18 protein-coding genes and 1 riboswitch are annotated in these 19,063 nt (G+C 68.6%); of the genes, 10 read left to right on the top strand and 8 right to left on the bottom strand.

Translation table 11 applies throughout. The features are described 5' to 3' along the window. Nucleotides 1-21 precede the first annotated feature (21 nt). The 5 genes from AC1D0A_RS12305 to AC1D0A_RS12325 all read left to right on the top strand — a co-directional run bounded on the left by AC1D0A_RS12305 (nt 22) and on the right by AC1D0A_RS12325 (nt 6,010). Complete coding sequence (locus AC1D0A_RS12305; RefSeq protein ID WP_243180571.1) at nt 22-1,206, top strand: glutamate--cysteine ligase 2; 1,185 nt, start codon at nt 22-24, stop codon at nt 1,204-1,206. A 587-nt stretch (nt 1,207-1,793) separates the two neighbouring features. Continuing rightward, entirely contained in the window at nt 1,794-2,699 is a 906-nt protein-coding gene (locus tag AC1D0A_RS12310; RefSeq protein WP_476945931.1) for a PIG-L deacetylase family protein, read from the top strand. Further along, nucleotides 2,699-3,640 (top strand): ATP-grasp domain-containing protein, encoded by a 942-nt coding sequence (locus AC1D0A_RS12315; protein ID WP_476945984.1) that lies wholly within the window; start codon nt 2,699-2,701, stop codon nt 3,638-3,640. The genes AC1D0A_RS12310 and AC1D0A_RS12315 overlap by 1 nt, the downstream gene beginning before the upstream one ends. Then, nucleotides 3,627-4,922: a glycosyltransferase family 2 protein gene (locus AC1D0A_RS12320; protein ID WP_476945932.1), complete on the top strand. Its 1,296-nt coding sequence runs from the start codon at nt 3,627-3,629 to the stop codon at nt 4,920-4,922. Before AC1D0A_RS12315 ends, AC1D0A_RS12320 begins: the two co-directional genes overlap by 14 nt. Further along, nucleotides 4,919-6,010, top strand: coding sequence for a hypothetical protein (locus AC1D0A_RS12325; RefSeq protein WP_476945933.1), 1,092 nt, complete (start codon nt 4,919-4,921; stop codon nt 6,008-6,010). The genes AC1D0A_RS12320 and AC1D0A_RS12325 overlap by 4 nt, the downstream gene beginning before the upstream one ends. An 84-nt stretch (nt 6,011-6,094) precedes the next feature. On the opposite strand, the gene AC1D0A_RS12330 is transcribed toward AC1D0A_RS12325, so the two are convergent. From AC1D0A_RS12330 to AC1D0A_RS12340, 3 genes are read right to left on the bottom strand one after another with little or no spacing between them, the layout of a single operon-like run. Beyond that, on the bottom strand, nt 6,095-7,303 hold the full coding sequence (locus AC1D0A_RS12330; protein WP_028275399.1) for an O-succinylhomoserine sulfhydrylase: 1,209 nt from the start codon (nt 7,301-7,303) through the stop codon (nt 6,095-6,097). After that, the gene (locus tag AC1D0A_RS12335; RefSeq protein WP_243180575.1) at nt 7,304-7,723 is read right to left on the bottom strand and encodes a rhodanese-like domain-containing protein; all 420 of its coding nucleotides are present in this window, start codon (nt 7,721-7,723) and stop codon (nt 7,304-7,306) included. It abuts the gene before it with no gap. Further along, nucleotides 7,720-8,028, bottom strand: a complete 309-nt coding sequence (locus tag AC1D0A_RS12340) for a DUF1737 domain-containing protein (RefSeq protein WP_243180576.1) — start codon at nt 8,026-8,028, stop codon at nt 7,720-7,722. The genes AC1D0A_RS12335 and AC1D0A_RS12340 overlap by 4 nt, the downstream gene beginning before the upstream one ends. Before the next feature lie 12 nt (nt 8,029-8,040). Next, nucleotides 8,041-8,154, bottom strand: a riboswitch (SAM riboswitch). A 318-nt stretch (nt 8,155-8,472) separates the two neighbouring features. Between AC1D0A_RS12340 and AC1D0A_RS12345 the strand changes: the two genes are divergently transcribed. Further along, nucleotides 8,473-9,426 carry an ATP-grasp domain-containing protein gene (locus AC1D0A_RS12345; RefSeq protein ID WP_476943249.1) on the top strand — a complete coding sequence of 318 codons (954 nt, stop codon included), beginning with the start codon at nt 8,473-8,475 and terminating at the stop codon, nt 9,424-9,426. Between the two features lie 6 nt (nt 9,427-9,432). Here the strand turns inward: AC1D0A_RS12345 and AC1D0A_RS12350 are convergent, their stop codons facing one another. Beyond that, entirely contained in the window at nt 9,433-10,401 is a 969-nt protein-coding gene (locus AC1D0A_RS12350; protein WP_243180578.1) for an aminodeoxychorismate lyase, read from the bottom strand. 93 nt (nt 10,402-10,494) lie between these two features. On the opposite strand from AC1D0A_RS12350, the gene cls reads away from it, so the two are divergent. Beyond that, nucleotides 10,495-11,970, top strand: coding sequence for a cardiolipin synthase (gene cls / locus AC1D0A_RS12355; protein ID WP_028275402.1), 1,476 nt, complete (start codon nt 10,495-10,497; stop codon nt 11,968-11,970). 23 nt (nt 11,971-11,993) lie between these two features. Here the strand turns inward: cls and pabB are convergent, their stop codons facing one another. From pabB to AC1D0A_RS12375, 4 genes are all read right to left on the bottom strand, one after another. Then, the gene (gene pabB / locus AC1D0A_RS12360; RefSeq protein WP_476945934.1) at nt 11,994-14,075 is read right to left on the bottom strand and encodes an aminodeoxychorismate synthase component I; all 2,082 of its coding nucleotides are present in this window, start codon (nt 14,073-14,075) and stop codon (nt 11,994-11,996) included. Next, nucleotides 14,072-14,644 (bottom strand): low molecular weight protein-tyrosine-phosphatase, encoded by a 573-nt coding sequence (locus AC1D0A_RS12365; RefSeq protein ID WP_476945935.1) that lies wholly within the window; start codon nt 14,642-14,644, stop codon nt 14,072-14,074. The genes pabB and AC1D0A_RS12365 overlap by 4 nt, the downstream gene beginning before the upstream one ends. A gap of 75 nt (nt 14,645-14,719) precedes the next feature. Next, on the bottom strand, nt 14,720-15,259 hold the full coding sequence (locus AC1D0A_RS12370) for an NUDIX hydrolase (protein WP_243180581.1): 540 nt from the start codon (nt 15,257-15,259) through the stop codon (nt 14,720-14,722). Between the two features lie 49 nt (nt 15,260-15,308). Next, nucleotides 15,309-15,788 carry a MarR family winged helix-turn-helix transcriptional regulator gene (locus AC1D0A_RS12375; protein WP_028275406.1) on the bottom strand — a complete coding sequence of 160 codons (480 nt, stop codon included), beginning with the start codon at nt 15,786-15,788 and terminating at the stop codon, nt 15,309-15,311. A 124-nt stretch (nt 15,789-15,912) separates the two neighbouring features. Here AC1D0A_RS12375 and AC1D0A_RS12380 point away from each other — a divergent pair, with 124 nt between their 5' ends. Genes AC1D0A_RS12380 through AC1D0A_RS12390 form a run of 3 tightly spaced genes read left to right on the top strand, consistent with a single transcriptional unit; the run spans nt 15,913 to nt 18,995 of the window. Next, a complete protein-coding gene (locus AC1D0A_RS12380; protein WP_243180582.1) occupies nt 15,913-16,848 on the top strand; it encodes an SDR family NAD(P)-dependent oxidoreductase in 936 nt (311 codons plus the stop codon). Between the two features lies 1 nt (nt 16,849). Beyond that, on the top strand, nt 16,850-17,743 hold the full coding sequence (locus AC1D0A_RS12385; RefSeq protein WP_476945936.1) for an amidohydrolase family protein: 894 nt from the start codon (nt 16,850-16,852) through the stop codon (nt 17,741-17,743). A 7-nt stretch (nt 17,744-17,750) separates the two neighbouring features. Continuing rightward, a complete protein-coding gene (locus AC1D0A_RS12390) occupies nt 17,751-18,995 on the top strand; it encodes an acyl-CoA dehydrogenase family protein (RefSeq protein ID WP_476943244.1) in 1,245 nt (414 codons plus the stop codon). Nucleotides 18,996-19,063 lie beyond the last annotated feature (68 nt).

Raw genomic sequence — 19,063 nt, forward strand, 5'->3', positions numbered from 1 at the left:
ATCCTGACGCACAATAGATTCATGCGCACCTTCGGCGTGGAGGAAGAACTGCTGATAGTGGACCCCGAATCGGGGATGCTGCTTGCCCTCGCTGACCTCATGCTGCCGAGTCTGGTGCCGCCGCAGCAGGAAGCCGCCAGGGTTCTCCCGGCACAGAAACCGGTCCACGAAGGCGCCGACTTCAGCTACGAGCTCAAGCTCGAACAGATCGAGACCCAGACGCATCCGTGCCTGGAATACACGGAACTGCTCCGGCAGCTCAGGCGTGGCCGGTCCCTTGCGGACCAGGCCGCCCGGGCGCACGGCGGGCGCGTCGCGGCCATCGCCACGTCGCCCCAAGGCTCAGCCACCCACCTGACCCCGAATCCGCGCTATATGACCATGCAGCAGCGCTTCGGGCTCACCGTCCGGAACCAGCTGACCTGCGGCCTCCACGTCCACACCTTTGTGGAGTCCCCGGAGGAGGGCGTGGCGGTAATGGACCGGATCCGCGACAAGCTGGCCGTGCTGATAGCACTCAGCGCGAATTCCCCGTACTGGAACGGGGCCGAGACCGGATTCGAAAGCTACCGCACCCAGGCCTGGAACCGCTGGCCGGGCTCGGGTCCCACGATGATCTTCGGCAGCCTGCCCGTCTACCGCCGCGTGGTCACCCGGCTGGTCGAAAGCGGCGTCCTGATGGATGAGGGGATGGTCTATTTCGACGCACGGCTGGCCCGGCAGCATCCCACCGTGGAGATCCGGGTCGCGGATGTCTGCCTGCGGGCCGAGGATGCTGCCCTGATTGCCGTGCTGGTGCGCGCCCTCGTGGAGTCGGCCGCGCGGGAATGGAACGACGGCGTCGATCCCGCCCCGGTGCCCACGCTGCTGCTGCGGATGGCCGCCTGGCAGGCCAGCAATTGCGGACTGCGCGGGGAGCTCCTGGACTTCGGAACCTTCACCCCGGCCCCGGCCGCGGACGTGGTCAGGGCGCTCGTGGACTTCGTGGCCCCGGTGCTTGAGGAGCAGGGCGAGCTGGAACTGGCGCGCGAGGGCGTCGAACGGATTCTTGCAGAGGGCACCGGTTCCCAGCTGCAGCGCGGCCCGTTCCGGGCCGGCGGCCTGCCCGCCGTCGTCGAGCGGGCCATCGAACTGACCACCCAGGGGCCCGTCACCGAGGGGCCGGCAGACAATCGTTCGGTCCTGGGCCGGTTGCGGCCGGCCTGACCGGGAGCCCGCAACAGCTGCGGGTGCGGGACGCCAAAAGAAAATACGGCCGAAGAGGCGCCGCATTTATTGCCGAATGCTGATAGGGAATCACGGTTGTTTAATGATTGCCGCCCAGCCCTTTTCAGTTAACCGTTCCCGGCAGGGCGGCACGCCCCCGTTCGCCTTGCGAAAGCCTGATCCGGGTAGTCGAAACAAGAAATATGAGTACTACCTGTGACCGCCATTAATTCCATTCACTGAGGTTCGGGTATTGCCTACTCGGGCGCCCTGATAGGCCACTCGCCTTTACTGGAAGAGCAAGTTCAAGGTTTTCCGAAGGTTTCCAGAAGGTCTCACAATGTCACGTAACACGCCGGGGGGCGGTTGTGCTGTGCCACATATGCGCTGGTCAACGTCCCGCAATGCTCGCACAGCCCGCAGTGGCTGCACCTTTCGCCGACGCGGCACCCTGCCAAGGGTGCCGCGAACCGATTCAGAAAATTGCCCCTCCCACTTCCCAAAGCCAGGTTCGCTTATGCGCCCGGCCCTGAAGATCAAATCCGGCCCGGCACTGGGGTGCCGAACAACATAGGAATTGAATTCATATGGTCTCGATTTATGTCTTGCTCATCGTTTTCCTGATTACTTTTGTGGCCGCCGCCGCCCTTGGCCGGTCCTGGTTCCACCGCCGCCTGCGCCGTCCCGAACTGCTTCGCAGGATTTGCCTTCTTGCCGGCTCAACGCTGCTGGTGGCAAATCTGGCCAGCGTTTTCCTCGATGCGCCCGAGTTGTGGCGGACTGCCGACCTCACGTTTACCCTTGGCGGGCTCGCGTCCCTGGGCGTTGCTTTGACGGCCCTTCGCACCGGGGGGGCCCCGGCCCCCCAGCCGCGCAGAGTTCTGGCCATCGGCGCCCACCCCGACGACCTTGAACTTGCTTGCGGCGGTACCCTGGCGAAGTTCGTAGACTCCGGACACGAGGTGCAGGGGCTCGTCATGAGCGATGGCACCCGTGGAGGGGATCCCCTGGAACGCTCCCTCGACGCGCGGCGCGGCGCGGCGTTCATGGGCCTGACCGGAATGACCCACTACAACTTCACAGACACGGACCTGTTCCGGCACAGCCAGGAAATGGTGGGTGTCATTGAAGCCGCCATCGCCCGCTACAACCCGGACATCATCCTCACGCATTCCAACCACGACCAGCACCAGGACCATCAGGCCGTCCACATGGCGACGCTGCGGGCCGCCCGCCAGCACCACTCAATCCTCTGCTATGAAAGCCCGTCGGCAACGCGGGACTTCAGCCCGAGCGTCTTCATTGACATCGACGACTACCTTGACGCCAAGGTCCAGGCCGTGAGGATGCACAGCGACCAGCTCGCCAAGCCGTATATGACGCCCGAGCGGGTCCGCGGCATCGCCTCGTTCCGCGGCGGGCAGGCGAGGCGCCGGGTCGCCGAAGCCTACGAACCCGTCCGTCTCCTGAGCACGGAAATGGAAAAGCTGTGATGCCCCGCGTGCTGGTCACCGGCGCCGGAGGCCCCGCGGGCCGCGCCGTAGCGGCCCAGCTGAAGTCCCGTGGCGTTCCCGTCCTGGGCACGGACATCCGCGAACTGCCCGCCGGGGCGGGCCTTACCGTCGTCCCGGTGCCTCCAGCCTCGGACCCGGACATGGTCTCGGCTCTGCGCCGGCTTGTCGTCCAGGAGGGCATCAACCTGGTCATCCCCACGGTGAGTGAGGAACTCCCGCAGCTTGCGGGGTACCGTGCCGCCTTCGGGACCGACGTCCGGGTCATCATCGGCGATCCCGGTCCGGTGGCTCTCGCCAACGACAAGCTCTTCACGGCCTGGCAGCTGCAGACCGCCGGGGTCCGCGTGCCGAGATTCGGCGTGCCCAGGGACTTCGCCAATGCCGGTGCCGCCATGGCCGCGCTCGGCGGCCCCATAGTTCTCAAGCCGCGGGTCTCCCGCGGCGGACGCGGCGTGATGGTCATCGACGGCAGCAAACAGGTGGACTGGCACGGCCTGCCGGAAGGCCTGATTGTCCAGGAGTTCATCCCGGGCACCGAATACGGCCCGATGGTCTTCGGCACCCCGGCGCGCAACGGGGCCGCGCCGTTCGTCGTCGTCGTGGAGAAGACCGAACTGGCGCAGGGCAGCGTGGGCAACGCCGTGAGCACCCGCCGCGCCGAAGCAGGCGAGGCCACGGACGTCGGAAATCTGGCGATGGCCGCCGTCCGCTCGCTGGGCCTCACGGGCCCGGTCGACGTCGACGTCCGCCGGCGTGCCGACGGGACCCCGGTGGTCCTTGAAGTGAACGCCCGGTTCGGCGCGAACAGCAGGCAGGCCCCGGAACTGCTCGACGCCGTGCTGGCGTCGTTTGCCCTTCCCTCCTTCAACCCGGCCTCCTTCCGGCAAAGCACAGGAGCGTACGCCCATGTCCTGGTTTAGTTCCGCCTCCGCATCAGCCGTCCCCGGGGCCGAGTACCTCCTGCTCCTCATCGGCCTGCCGATTCTGGTGTTCGGGCTCGTGAAGCTGCTCGTGCTGCCGCTGTCCGTCTGGTTTGAACTCCGTGCGGGGCGCCGCCGCCGCCGCGCAACGCCCACCCTGCTGGATGAGCGGCCCAGCGTGTCGATCATTGTCCCGGCTTTCAACGAGGCGACCGTCATCGAAAACTGCGTCCGCTCCATTCAGCTCACCCTGTACGACCGGTACGAGGTGGTGCTCGTGGATGACGGCTCCACTGACAACACGCCCGGGCTGATGCGCGCGCTCGCCGCGACGGATCCCCGGATCACGGTCCTGACCCAGGCCAATGCCGGCAAGGGGGCCGCCCTGAACCTGGGCATCCGCCACGCCACGGGCGAGGTCCTCATGTTTGTCGACGCTGACGGGATCTTCTCCCAGAACACCGTCAAGCGGATGCTCCAGGGTTTCACTGACCAGCGCACCGGAGCCGTGTGCGGCGACGACAGGCCGGTAAACCTGGACCGGGTCCAGACCCGGATGCTGGCCTTCATCAGCCATGTCGGCACCGGGATGGTCAGGCGCGCCCTGACCATGATCGGCTGCCTCCCGATCGTCTCCGGCAACATTGGGGCGTTCCCCCGCCGGATCCTGGAGGAGATCGGGCCGTTCCGCGAAGACACGGTAGGCGAGGACCTGGAACTCACCTGGCGGGTGCACAAGGCAGGCTACCGGGTGGTCTTCGCCCCGCGGGCGCTGGTCTATGCCGAGTCGCCGTCAACGGTCCGGGCGCTCTGGCGCCAGCGCGTCCGCTGGGCCCGCGGGCTGCTGCAGACCATGGGTGTGCACAAGCGCATGATCGGCAACCTCCGGCACGGACAGTTCGGCGCGTACCTGTTGTTCAACACCATCACCATGGTGGTGCTCCCGGTGCTCCAGATCCTGGTACTCGTGGATCTGGTCTTCCTCACGGCGTTGGGCCGCAGTCCGTTCGGCGCGGATGTCTGGGCAATCCTTGGCTGGGTGGGGCTGTTCATCACGTTGCTGCTCACGGCGTTTGCCCTGGCCATGAACAGGGCGTGGAAGGACCTGCGGCACGCCTGGGCGCTCCCGCTCATCCCCCTCTATTCCGTGTTTACGAGCCTGACCATGGTGGCCGCGCTGGTGCAGGAACTCCGCGGCAAGGAGGCGCACTGGAACAAGCTGACGCGGACCGGGGTGGTCAGCGTCACCGCCCCGGCGGTGCGCCCGGACGTCAGCGTTTGAAACGCGGACCGGCTGCCTTCCCTGCCCTTGCGCTCCTGTCGGTGCTGGCGCTTGCCGCCACTGGGTGCGGCGGGCCGCAGGGACCCACGGCGCCCGCCGCGGAGCGCACTGTCGGCGTCGGCTACGAAACTGTGGTCGACGCCGCCTCGACGCTGCCGGGACTGGCCAGACGGCTCGATGAGGTCAACGCCAACAGCGTCACCATCAGCGTGGGGCGGCTGGACTGGACGGCGTTCCCTTGGGACGCCCACCCCGAGGTGGAGGCCGTCCCGGGCCGTGACCACGTCGCCGAAGCGGTCAAGGCGCTGGGGACCGGCGGTGATGGCAGGAAACGCAGGATCACGCTGACCATCGACCTGCTGATCCCCGGCTGGATCCGCACCAACCCGGGCCTGGCCGGCATCAACTTCGACGGCACCCGCTCCACGGAGTTCGCCAGCGTCAGCGCACTCACGACGGGACCCGTCGGGGAGCGGCTGGTCGCCTTCGTGGCCGAGGTGACCAGGCGGTACCAGCCTGACGCCGTGGCCTTGACGGAACTGATGTTCGATAACAACACCTACGGCGGCGACGACCGCGACTCCTACCGGCTGGCCAGCGGCGGGATGGACTGGCCGCGGCTCGCGAACGGGGACATCGACGTCGAACACCCCGGCCTCGGGGCCTGGCGGTCGAAGGCGGTGGCAGCCATCGTGGCCAAGGCGGCGGCGGCCGCGCACGCGAACGGCGCCACGCTCGACATGGACGTCCGGGCGCCGTGGCACGATCCCGCCGCCGACCGGCCGGAGAGCGGCCATGACTACGGGCTGCTGGCCGCAGCCGCTGACCGGCTGGTCTTGTGGGACTACTTCGGGCTCAACGACGCCGCTCCGGCCTACTCCGCCGAGCTGGCCGCGGCCATGGCGAAGCGGTCCGGGAAGTTCGCCATCTCGGTCGGGATGTGGGCCAAGGACGGGCGCATCTCCGCCGCGGACCTGGCGGCCGGGCTGGAGGCGTCTGTCTACGGCGGGGCGGCCGCCGTCGCCGTCACACCATCCAGCATGCTCGACGACGACGCCTGGCGGGCGCTCAAGGCGGCCTGGGCCTGAGCGGCCATGGCCCCGGACCTGCTTAAGGGCCTGGACCTGCTTGAGGGCCTGGACCTGCTTGAGGGCCTGGACCTGCTTGAGTGCCTAGACCTGCTTGAGCGCCTGGCCGAGGTCGCGGATCAGGTCCTCGACGTCCTCCAGCCCCACCGAAAGCCGGACCACGCCGTCGCTGAGCCCGATCGCCGCGCGGCCTTCCGGGCCCATCGCGCGGTGCGTGGTGGTGGCCGGGTGCGTGATAAGCGTCTTGGCATCGCCCAGGTTGTTGGAGATGTCGATGATCCGCAGCGCGTCCAGGAGTGCGAACGCGGCCTGCTTCGCCGTGCGCCCGGGGGAGGGCTGCAGTTCCAGGGTGAGCACGGTCCCGCCGGCCTTCATCTGCTGCACTGCGAGCGGGTACTGCGGGTGGGACGGCAGCAGCGGGTACTTTACCCAGCCGACCGCAGGCTGTCCCTCGAGCCATTCGGCCAGCCGCAGCGCGGAGGCCGAGGAATGGTTGACGCGCAGGGCCATGGTCTCCAGGCCCTTGGTGAGCACCCAGGCGTTGAACGCCGAAAGCGCCGGACCGGTGTGCCGCATGAGCTGCTTGACGGGCCCGTCGATGAATTCCTTGGTGCCCAGGATGGCTCCGCCCAGGACGCGGCCCTGGCCGTCGATGTGCTTGGTGCCGGAGTAGACCACCACGTCCGCGCCGAGGTCGCCGCAGCGCTGGAGCAGCGGGGTGGCGAAGACGTTGTCAACCACCACCGTGGCGCCGGCCGCGTGCGCCAGTTTGCTCACGGCGGCGATGTCCACGATTTCCTGCATCGGGTTCGACGGCGACTCGAAGAACACCGCGGTGGTCGGCACGGACAGCGCGGACTGCCACTGCTCCAGGTCCGGACCGTCTACGAAGACCGTCTCGACACCCCAGCGCGGCAGGATTTCGTTGAGGATCACGAAGCACGAGCCAAACAGCGAGCGGGCCGCGACCACCCGGTCGCCGGCCGCCAGCAGCGCGCCCAGGGCGGTGAAGACGGCGGACATGCCGGACGCCGTCGCGAAACACGCCTCCGTTCCCTCGAGCAGCCGCAGCCGCTCCTGGAAGGTGGCGACGGAGGGGTTGCCGTAGCGGGAGTAGACGAAGCGCTCGTCCTCCCCGGTGAAGGCGCGCTCGGCGGCGGCCGCGGACTCGTAGACGAATCCTGAGTTGAGGAAGATCGGCTCGGTGGTCTCCTGGAAGCCGGTGCGGTCAAGGCCGCCACGGACAGCCTGGGTGTCGGCCGCCCAGCCGGCGGCGTCGGGATTGAAAGTCACTTAGATCTTTCCGAGGTTGGTGGGCAGGCCGCGGTTCTTCCAGCCATTGACGGTGCGTTCGCCAAAGCGGTCGGTCTCGCCTTCGAAGCCCTCAAGGACGTTGTACGAGGTGTAGCCGGCGGCCGTCGCGGCCGTCGCGGCGCCGATCGACCGGGCACCGGAACGGCAAAGGAACACCAGTTCGACGGCGGTGTCCGCCGGCGCCTGCTGCCTTAGCTGTTCCACGAAGTGCGGGTTCGGCGTGCCGCCGGCAAGGTTCCACTGGATGAAGAGCGGATCGTTGCGGCTCTCGCCCGCGGCCGCGGTGTCCGGGATGCCGATGTGGGCCCATTCGCCTTCGGTCCGGACATCCACCAGGATGGCTCCGGCCTCCAGCTTGGCCCACGCCTCCTGCGGGCTGAGGTCTCCGGCGTAGCTCATGCGTGGCCCGCGAAGGCTCCGTCGGCGCCAAATTCGTCGGCGTCGAGCTCATCAACCGCATTGGCCACGGCGGCGTCCGCACTGGCAATCGCGGCCGGCAGGACCAGCGCCTGCGCCACGATCACGGTGCTTCCGTTGAAGCTGGCGGCGGGGCTTCCATGCAGCACGTAGCCCTCGGCCAGGGCGGCTGACACCCGCTCGCAAAAGGCGCGGTCATCCGCGCCGGTGAACAGGCGGTAAGCCAGCCTCTCCGCGCCGGGTGCTGAACCGGGTGTGGCTGTTGTGGGTATTGACGTCTCGGGCACGACGGATCTCCTCTTTCACGCTTGCAGCTCGAATTCTCGAATGCCGAGTATTCACCTGAGGCACCCCGCCGCGAAAGGGAGGGTTGCCGACCGGCCAGTCAGGGCTTGGCACCGGTTCTCATTACTCCCCAAAAACGTAACACCTGCGACGCCGGCCCGCACCGCCGCCGTCGTCATGTTCCGTAACCGGACCGCGGCCCGGGCGAGTAGTGGCGGGCTCCAGTTTCGGGTACAGCCCACTCGTGTCTGCCGGGACGTTTCGCCGTCTACTGGGGGGATTAGGTCCGACGAGTCGGCCGGAGCTGCAGGTGATTCGAGCAATGTGTGAATCGAGCAGTCCCGGAATCGACTCGCCTGTCCATCAACAAGCTGTCTGGGAATCGGTGGCTGGAACGGTCGGAGCCGCAGCCGCGGTCCGGCCGGTGACGGCGGAATGGAGCAATCGTGGGCCCGCGCATACTCGTTACCGGGATTACAAGCGCCGCCGGACGGGCCGTCGCGGCCCAGCTCGAAGCCCGGGGCCTCCCGTACCTCGGCTCCGACGCCCGCGCCGACACCCGCCAGGCCGGGGAGGCTCCCGCCGCCGCGGTCAGGCTCCTGCCGGCGACGAACCCGGACATGGTCCTGGACCTGCGCCGGGTGGTGGACCGCGAAGCCATCAACGTCATCATTCCGACCCTCACCGTGGAGCTCCCGGTCCTGGCCGCGGCCCGCGCCGGATTCGCCCAGGACGTGCGGATCATCGTGGCCGACCCCGCCGCGGTGGCCCTCGCCAACGACCACCTGTTCACCACCTGGGCGCTGCAAGCCGCCGGCATCCCGGTGCCCCGGTTCGCGGTTCCGGGCGACCTCGCCGCCGCGCCGGCATCCCTCGCCGGCCTCAGCGGCCCCGTGGTGGTCAAGCCTCGGGTCTTCAAAGGCTCCCATGGTGTCCACCTGCTGGCCGGAACCGGCTCCGTTAGCTGGAAGAACATGCCGGCGGGGCAACTGGTCCAGGAATTTATCCCGGGTGCCGACTATGTGTGCCTGGTGTTCGGCACCCCGGCACGCAACGCGATGGCGCCGGTGGCGGTGGTCCTCGAGAAGACCAGGACTCCGTATGGACGCGCCGGCAGCGACGAGGTCAGCCGCAGGGTGCCGGCGAACCAGGCCGGGGATGTGCGCAAGCTGGGCCTGGCCGCCGTCCGCACGCTCGGGCTGGCCGGGCCGGTCCAGGTCCAAATCCGCCGCCGCACCGACGGAACGCCCATGGTGCTGGGTGTCTGCGCGACCCTGGGGGAGAACAGCACCTGGGCCCCGGAAATGCTCGACGCCGTGCTCGCAACGTTCATGCTCCCGGCGTTCAACCCGGCCTCGTTCCGCCGGTGCCCGGCAGTGCCCGCGGACGCCCTGGGGTGAGCGTTCCTATTCGATGGTCGCGAAGAGGGCGTTGAGTTCGGCAGTGAGCTGGCGCCGGAGTTCCGGGGTGCCGATTTCCTGCCCGTCGATGTGGTTCACCGGGGCCAGGAGCCGGATGCTGGAGATCAGCCAGACCGCGTCGGCGTCCAGCAGGTCCTTCGGCTCCAGCGGGCCGTAGCCCAGCTCCCAGCCGGCGGCCTTGGCGGCGGTGAACAGGGCGCCCTGTGACGTGCCGGGCAGGATGCCGCTGTCCAGCTGGGGCGTGATGAGCCGCCGGACGGTGCGGACTCCGCCGGCGCCGTCGTCCGAGGTTTCCAGGTGGGCCAGCAGAACGGTCGACGTCGGACCCTCCAGCACCCTGCCGTCCGCGGACGTGAAGATGACGTCGTCGGCGCCCTGCCGGTGGGCGTAGCGCAGCGCCGCCATGTTCACGGCGTAGGAAAGGGTCTTGGCGCCGAGCAGGAGCCACGGGGCGCGCTCGCCGACTTCACTGTCGTAGCCGCGGTCGAGCAGGATGACGTCGATCCCGGTCTCGCGCTGCCGCCGTCCCGCGGCGGCCGGGGCGGAGGCCTGGACCCAGCACGTGGGGGCAGCCGCGCCCTCCGGCCCGCGGGTGACAATCAGCTTCACCACCACCTCGTCCTGCGCCGCGCCGCCCGGTGCAGCCGCGGCGGGTTCCTGCCCGCGGAACTCGCGGATGGCGGTTTCCACCGCCCGTCGCCATGCATCCTCGGCGGGGATGTCCAGCTCCAGAAGCCGGGCCGAGCCAGCCAGCCGGGTCAGGTGCGCCTGGATCTTGCGGGGCCGGCCGCCGACGGCCAGGAGGGATTCGAAAACGCCGTCGCCCCGGGTGGCGCCCAGGTCCGTGGCCATCAGCTGGGGCTGCGACGCGTCGGCAACGCGGCCGCCGTCGAACGCCGGGTCGAGGAAGACCAGAACGGTCGCGGGCGCAGGAACAGGGGCAGGAGTGGTCATGGCTAAAGCTTAGTCTCGGTGGTCCCGGGATAGGATTTGGGCACTGCCCGTTCGGAACTGTTCCGCGTGGCTTGTACGTTGAGGGGTTCGCCTGTGCTGTGGCCATTTCCGCTGGCGGAGACTTTACCGTCCTGGGCGATTCTGATTTTGACGGTGATCGACTTCGCCATCCGAGTGCTGGCACTGGGCATCATCCCCGGAAACCGGCGGCCCACCACCGCGATGGCGTGGCTGCTGGGCATCTTCATCGTGCCGACCATCGGCCTGCTCCTGTTCCTGCTGTTCGGCAACTTCCGGCTCTCCCGCAAGCGCCGCGCGCAGCAGGACGCGGTCAATACCCGAGTGCGCGCCGGGACCTCGGAACTGGCGATGCTGGAAAGCCGCTACGCCGGACCCGAATGGGTGGCTTCCGCCGCGGAACTGAACAAGACGCTGGGCTCGCTGCCGATGGTGGACGGTAACCAAGTGGAGCTGCTGCCCGGCTACCCCGACTCCATCAAGGCGATGGCCGCGGCGGTCCGCGGCGCAAAGTCCTTCGTCAACGCCGAGTTCTACATCATGAGCTCGGACCACGTCACGGACGATCTGCTGACCGCGCTGGAAGAGGCCGCCGAGCGCGGCGTCGAGGTCCGTGTCCTGTTCGATCACCTTGGCACGCTTCGCATCAAGGGCTATCGCAAGCTGATCGCCCGGCTCAAGGCCAGCAAGATCCGCTGGCGGCCCATGCTGCCGCTCAGCCCGCTGCAGGGGCAGTGGCGCCGACCGGACCTGCGCAACCACCGCAAGATCATGGTGATCGACGGCGAGATCGCCTTCACCGGATCGCAGAACCTGATCGAGCCCTCCTACAACAACCCCAAGCACCGAAAGATCGGCCGCGAATGGGTCGAGCTGATGGCCTGCCTGCGTGGACCGATCGTCACCACGCTCAACGTCGTCTTCGCCACGGACTGGCTCAGCGAGACCGACGAATCCATTGAGGAACAGCTCGCGCACCGGCCCGAACTGCACGCCGGCAACATCACCGCCCAGGTGGTGCCCAGCGGCCCCGGCTTCATCACCGAAAACAATCTGCGGCTCTTCAACACGCTGATTTACTCGGCTCAGCGCAAGATCTCGATCTGCAGCCCGTACTTCGTCCCGGATGACTCGCTGCTGTATGCGGTGACGACGGCGGCGCAGCGCGGCGTCGACGTCGAACTCTTCGTCTCGGAAAAGGGCGACCAGTTCCTGGTCCACCACGCCCAGCAGTCCTACTATGAGGCGCTGCTTGAAGCCGGGGTGCGGATCTACCTCTACAAGGCCCCCTTCGTGCTGCACGCCAAGCATTTCACGATCGACGACGACGTTGCCGTGCTGGGTTCCAGCAACATGGACATGCGCTCCTTCTCGCTGAACCTGGAGGTCTCGGTGATGCTCCTGGGGGAGGACATCGTGCGGCGGATCAGCGCCGTGGAGGACACCTACCGGGGCATTTCGCGCGAACTTACGCTCGAGGACTGGATGAAACGTCCGATGGGCGTCAAATACGTGGACAACGTCGCGCGGCTGACGGCCACCCTGCAGTAGCCGGGGGCGGCGGGACAGCCGACTCAGCCCGTGGGAAACCCGGCGCCGAGCGCCGAGAGGACACCGAACGCTTTGGTCCGGATTTCGTCGTACTCCTCCTGCGGGGTCGAGTCGGCGGTGACAGCGCCGCCGACGCCGAGACTCAGTTCCGCGGCACCCTCGCCGAGGGCGCTGACGACGAGGGTCCGGATTGCCACGGCGAGGTCGGCGGCCCCGTTCAGGGAGAAGTAGCCGATCGCCCCGGAGTACACGCCGCGCGGCGCGGCCTCCAGCCGGTCCAGGATGGCCATGGTGCTGACCTTCGGGGCGCCGGTCATCGAACCCGCGGGGAAACAGGCCGCGACTGCCTCGGCCCGCGGCATCCCGGGCCGCAGCCGGGCATCGATGGTGCTCACCATTTGGTGCACGGTGGCGTAGCTCTCGATCGCGCACAGCCGGCTGACGGCCACCGAACCCGGGACGGCGAAATGGCTCAAGTCGTTGCGCAACAGGTCCACGATCATGATGTTTTCCGCCCGGTCCTTGGCCGAAGATTCCAGCTCCTCGCGCAGCGCGGTATCCGTCCCCGGTTCCGGATCACGGCGGCGCGTGCCCTTGATCGGCTCGGCCCGCATCCTGCCGTCCGCGGCCATCTGCAGAAACCGCTCCGGCGACGTGCTCGCCACGGCGAGCCCGCCGAACCGCAGGAAGCTGGCGAACGGGGCCGGGTTCCGGCGCCGCAGGTCCAGGTACGCCGGCAACGGATCCACGCCCTGAGGCCCCGCGGGCGAGGCAGCCGTGAGCACCGTGGTCAGGCAGACCTCGTAGGTGTTTCCTTCCGCGATCTCACGCTGGGCCTCGGTGACCTTCGCCTTGTAGCCGGCTTCCGTGTCCCGGGCGGCGAAGCGCGGGGCGGTGGTTTTCGGGGCGGTGGTTTGCGGGGCACTGACGCGCTGGGCCGGGGAGGCATGCGCGGCCACGTGCGCCGACGCGGCCGCGGTGACGGCCGTGCGCGCCGTCTCAAGCCAGTCCCCGGCGTCGGGTGCGTCCAGGGTCAGCAGCCAGGCTGTGCCCTCGGCATGGTCAAGGACCACGGCACGGCCGGCGAAGATCAGGCAGGCGTCCGGGGTGGCGGCGGTGACGTCGCTCCCGCCGGTTTCGCGCTTGAGCTCGTAGCCGAGGTACCCGAGCCAGCCCAGGGTGAACTCGCACGGGTAGGCCTCGGGTGCGCGGAGCGCGCGGCGGCCCCACACGCCGTCGAGCCAGCGGAAGAACGGGCCATCGGTGGTCACGGTGGCCTGGCCCGTGCTGACGCGGGTCCGTCCGGAACTGTGCCGGACGGCCTGGCCGAAGCGGCCGCCGTCGTCGGCCAGAATGCTGAAGCGGCTCCGCTCCGCGGCCTCCGGGGCCAGTCCTGCCGGGTCCAGGGAGGAGTCGAGCCACACGGCGTTGGGTGAACCGCCAAAGAGCGACGCAAACAGCTGCCCGGCCTCGGGCCGGGCCTCGACCCGTTCTGCCAGCAACTGCAGCCCGCGCCGGGCGGCGAGTTCGGGCAGCAGGGCGGGGGCGACGGCGGGAAGGTACTGAAGGGCCTGCAGGACGTCGTCCGGGGCGGTGCCGTCCGCCAGGTTGAGCACGTGCACATCCGCGCGGGCCGGGACGTCATCGGCCGCCAGCCACTCCGCTTCCTGCGCAGCCCACTGGTCCCAAAACGGTTCGTAGGTGTCGCCGTCCCGGGCCAGCGCCCGGGCCCGGCGGTCCGCGTCGGAGGAGTCCGCCCAGATCACGGCGTCCAGCAGGGGCACTGCGGCCGCCGCGGCGGCACCGACGCCCTCCACCAGGACGATTTCGGCCGGGCGTGTGGTGCGGGTCTCGCCGTCGTAGTGCCGTGCCCAGTCCCAGCTGACCCATTCCGCGTTCTCCCCGCGCCGCAAGGGCGAAAGCACGGTGGTGACGTAGCGTTCGATCCCCGCCGCCAGCCCGTTCCAGCCGGGATAGATGTCCTCGAGGTGGAAGAGCGAGACCTTGTGGTGCTCCCTCAACCGCGCCGCCAGTTCGATGGCCAGGGTGGTCTTGCCGGAGCCGGAGCGCCCGTCGATTGCGATGATGACGGGTGCGGGGCTCATGAAATAGAGCGTACCGGCTGCTGTGCATTGGATTGATCACTGCCGTGATGTTGCCCGTCCTGCCGCTCAAGTTCGATGCGTACGTGCTGCACAATCCCCGGAAGGGAGGCCCGGATGAGGTTCCAGGTGGTGTCGAAGTCGGTGTGGCCGCCGTACCACGGGTCCTCGATGCCCTGCTCCAGCGGGTCCTCGTCCGCCACGGCGGGGTCGAAGCTGCGGAGCATGCGGATCTTGGCCAGAGAGTCCCGGTCCGGTGCTGCCTGCCGGAGCCAGCCGTAGTGGTCGACGTCGAGGGCCAGGATCAGATCCCGGCTCGCGAACCATTCGGGCCGCCATTCGCGCGCCACGTGGCGGTCCGAAGCGATGTTCTGCGCCGTGAGTTTGCGCGCTGCCCGGGGATCGATCGGCCGGCCCGCCTCATACGCGGTGGTGCCGGCGGAATCGACCACGGCCCCCGTGAGGCGCTCGGCCCGGAATGCCTCCGCCAGCATAAGTTCCGCCATCGGGGACCGGCAGATGTTTCCGGTGCAGACCGCGATGATCCGGTACTGGCTCGACATTGAGGTCATAGCTAAGCATGAACGATCCCGGGCCTCTTGGCTAGCTGGTCCCCGCGAAGTATTACAAAAGATGTCAACTGACTTTTACTTATTGTCATGCCCGGGCGCGGGTTCGGCCGGGTCAAGTCCAAGGTGCCGGACCAGCGCGTCGAGGACCGGCAGCTGGCCCTTGACCAGCCTGGACCGGGCTGCGGGCTCGGCGGTCCATTCCGCGCGGTCGATCTCGGGGAAGCTTCCGATTGTGCCCGATCCCCTCGGCCACTCCAGCTCGAAGGTGTTGCTCACGATGCGTTCGGGCTGGAAGTCCGCTTCCGCCGTGAAGACCGTGATGATCTTGCCGGAGGGCTGGCGGAAGTCGCCGAGCCGATGGTACTCGGCGGCGGGTGCCGGTGTGCCGATTTCCTCCGCGAACTCGCGGTGCGCGGCCGCCAGGGGGTCCTCGTCGGCGAGGTATTCTCCCTTGGGGATGGACCAGCCGCGGGCGTCCTTGCGGGCCCAGAACGGGCCGCCCATGTGGGCTATCCAGAGCTCGAGCTGCGGTGCGCTGCCGGATGGCGGCGCCCCGCCGGGCGGGGACGCACTCCTTAGCCGGTACAGCAGAAGGCCTGCGCTGCGAACGGTCATGGCTCCCTCCTGCCCCAAGGGTATTCCCTCAGTGCTTGAGCGGCCGCGATCAGGCCGCCGGCCCCCACAGTGCCTTGCGGAGCAACCCCTTGAGTGTCGCGATCTCCGGGGCGCTGAGGCCGGCCAGGGCGGCGGATTCCGCGTCCCGCGCCGCGGCCTCGGCCCGCCGGAAGAGGGCTTCCCCCTCCGGGGTCGAGGAAACAATCTTGGCGCGCCGGTCCAGCTTCCCGGGCGCCCGGATCACCAGCCCGCGCTTCTCCAGCTCGTCGATCAGGGCGACAATCTGGCTCGGGTCCAGGCTGAGGAACTCGGCCATCTCCCGCTGGGTTGGTTCCAGCCCGCTGTTGGCCAGGGCGAGCACCGAGTAGGAGCGCTCCTTGAGGTCGAACGCGGCCAGGGCGCGGTTGTTCAGGACCGACCCGCCGGCATGCAGCTTGGCCAGCAGGAAGCCCGCGTCCAGGCTGATGGTTGCCGCCGTGAGCTTCTCCGCAGGCTCGGTGCCCGGCCCGTCGTCAACTTCGGTCGCCATGCCCAACTCCAATAGTCCAAAAAATAAATCGTTGACTTTTTCAACTATCCATATTTTCATGGATACAGAACAGCATCCCACGCCGCGGGGCCGGATGCACAAGGAAGCTAGCAAAGGAGCGGCAATGAGCCTGTCAGGAAAAGTAGCAATCGTCACCGGAAGCGGACGGGGCCTCGGCCTGGCCTACGCCCGGGAACTGGCCCGCCAGGGCGCCGCGGTCGTCGTCAACGATGTGGACGCCGAGGTCGCCGCCGACGCTGTCCGGACGATTCAGTCCGACGGCGGCCGCGCAGCCGCCGTCGTCGCCCCGGTGGGCAGCTCCGACGTCGCCAAGAGGCTCGTGCAGGCAGCCGTCACCGAGTTCGGCCGGCTGGACATCCTGGTCACCAACGCCGGCATCCTGCGGGACAAGAGCCTGCTGAAGATGACGGACGAGGACTTCGACGCCGTGATCAACGTCCACCTGCGCGGCACCTTCACCTGCGCCCGGGAGGCCTTCGGCTACTTCAAGGAGCACGGCATTCCCGGCCGCATCATCACCATCGGCTCCCCGACGGGCCAGCGCGGCAACTTCGGCCAGACCAACTATGCCGCCGCGAAGGCCGGAATCGTGGGCATGGTCCGCACCTGGGCGCTGGAAATGAAGAAGGCCGGCGTCACCGCCAACGCCGTCATTCCCGTGGCCGCCACCGCCATGACCAAGACCGTCCCGTACTTCCAGAAGGCCGTCGAGGCCGACGAACGCGGCGAGGCGATGCCGGCCTTCTTCCGCCACGACCTCGGGTTTGGCACGGCCGGCGACGTCGCCGGGCTGGTGGCCTTCCTGGCCTCCGACGCTGCCGCCGGCGTCACCGGCCAGGCAATCGGAGCGGGCGGTGACCGGCTGCAACTCTGGACCCACCCCGACGCCGCCGCCACCGAATACCGCGAGGGCGGCTGGGGCTACCAGGATCTCGTGGAAAACTTCGGCGCGCTCTTCGGGGACAAGCTGCAAAGCGTGGGCGAGGACTTCCTGCCGCTGCCGGCGGAACTGCAGCCCGAACCGGCCGAGGTCCGCTGAGATGGCTGCCCGGCGCTACGAACCCGGCATCGACGCCGCCTCACTCGATGCGATCGACATGCACGTCCACCTCGAAGTGGACGGCCACGGCCACGAGTCCCTTCCGGCGGCCCTGACTGAGGCCTCCGCCAAGTACTTCAAGGCCGAGGACCGCAGCCCTTCGCTGGACCGGATCGCCGAGGTCTACCGCGAACTAAACATGGCCGCCGTCGTCTTCACCGTCGACGCGCGGACCCAGCTCAAGCACGAGCCCAACAGCATCCCGGACCTCATTGCCGGGGCGGCGCGGAACAACGACGTCCTGATCCCCTTCGGGAGCGTGGACCCCCGCACCGGCGCCGAGGCGATCCAGGGCGCCAAGCACCAGGCAATCGACCTCGGCGCGCGCGGGTTCAAGTTCCACCCGAGCCTGCAGGGCTTCGACCCCTCCAACGAGCAGTTCTACCCGCTCTGGGAAACCCTGCAGGAACTGGGCCTGCCGGCCATCTTCCACACGGGACAGAACGGCATGGGGGCCGGGCTCCCGGGCGGGTACGGCATCAAACTGGCCTACTCCAACCCGCTCCTGCTCGATGCCGTGGCCGCGGACTTCCCGGAGCTGCAAATCATCATGGCCCACCCCTCGGTGCCGTGGCAGGACGAGGCCAACTCGATCGCCACGCACAAGGCCAACGTGTTCATCGACCTCTCCGGCTGGTCCCCGAAGTACTTCCCGGAGTCCCTGGTCCGGATGGCCAACTCGGTCCTGCAGGACAAGGTCCTGTTCGGCACCGACTTCCCGCTCATCACCCCGCAGAAATGGCTGGGCGCCTTCGCGGACCTGCCGCTGAAGGACGAGGTCCGGCCCAAGATCCTCAAGCACAACGCCGTCCGCCTGCTCGGGCTCGGTGGCTGAGGTGCCCGTGGAAACCGCGCCCCAGACAACAGCCCAGGAGCGCCTCTACAGCGTCTGCGACTACTACGACGCCGAATCCCTCCTCACCGACGGGGAGCGGAGCGTGCTGGGGCGGCTGCGGGAGTTCCTGGACACCCAGGCCCGCCCGCTCCTGGCCGACTACTGGGAGCGCGGCGAGTTCCCGGACCAGCTCGCGCGGCCGCTGATCGATCTGGACCTCATGGAACCGGCGGAACTGACCGGCGTCCCGGGTACGGGTCAGACGCCTGCCCGGGGCATCTACCAGGGCTTCCGGATCTTCGAACTCGCCCGCACGGACGCCTCGCTGGCCACCTGGTACACGGCCCAAGCCGGGCTGTTCCGGACCGCCATCCGGGTCGGCGCCTCCGCGGAACAGCAGGCCGACTGGATGCCCAGGGTCATCGACTTCTCGCTCAAGGGCGTCTTCTCGCTGACCGAGCCGGAATCCGGCTCCGACATCGCCGGCGGACTCGCGACGACGGCCCGCAGGGAAAAGGGGTGTGAGGCTGGCCCGGACGGCGACACCTGGGTCCTGGACGGCGCCAAGCGCTGGATCGGCGGCGCGGCAACGGCCGACGTCCTGGCCGTCTTCGCCCGCGACGTCGCCGACGGCCAGGTCAAGGCTTTCCTCGTGGACCGTGAGGCGGCCGGAGTGACCCTGGAGAAGATCCACGGCAAGACTGCGCTGCGGATGATGCAGAACGCCCACATCACCCTCGACGGCGTCCGCGTCCCCGAGGCCACGCGGCTCCACAACGTGAACTCGTTCCGGGACGTGGCGGCGATGCTGCGGGCCATGCGCTCGGACGTCGCCTGGATCGCAGCCGGCATCGCGGCAGGAGCTTTCGAAGCCGCGCTGCGCTACGTCTCCGGGCGCCGGCAGTTCGGCCGCCCGCTCGCGTCCTTCCAGCTCGTCCAGGAAAAGCTCGCCCGGATGCTCGGCAACGTCACCTCGGCGCTGTCCCTGGTGGTCCGGCTGACTGAACAGCAGGAGAAGGGCATCTACCGGGACCAGGACTCGGCCCTGGCCAAGATGCAGACCTCCCTGCTGATGCGCGAGACCGTGGCGCTGGCCCGCGAAGTGGTGGGCGGCAACGGCATCACGCTCGCGGCCGACGTCGCACGGTTCCATGCCGATGCCGAAGCCGTCTACTCCTACGAGGGGACCCACGAGATCAACGCCCTGATCGTCGGCCGGGCCCTCACCGGCCACAGCGCCTTCACCCACTGACGCTCTTCACCCGCTGACGGCGTTCCGCCGTCGTCGGACACCCAAACCCAACCGCTCCAGGAGCCAAG

It is taken from the genome of Arthrobacter sp. P1_D4 (assembly GCF_056406115.1).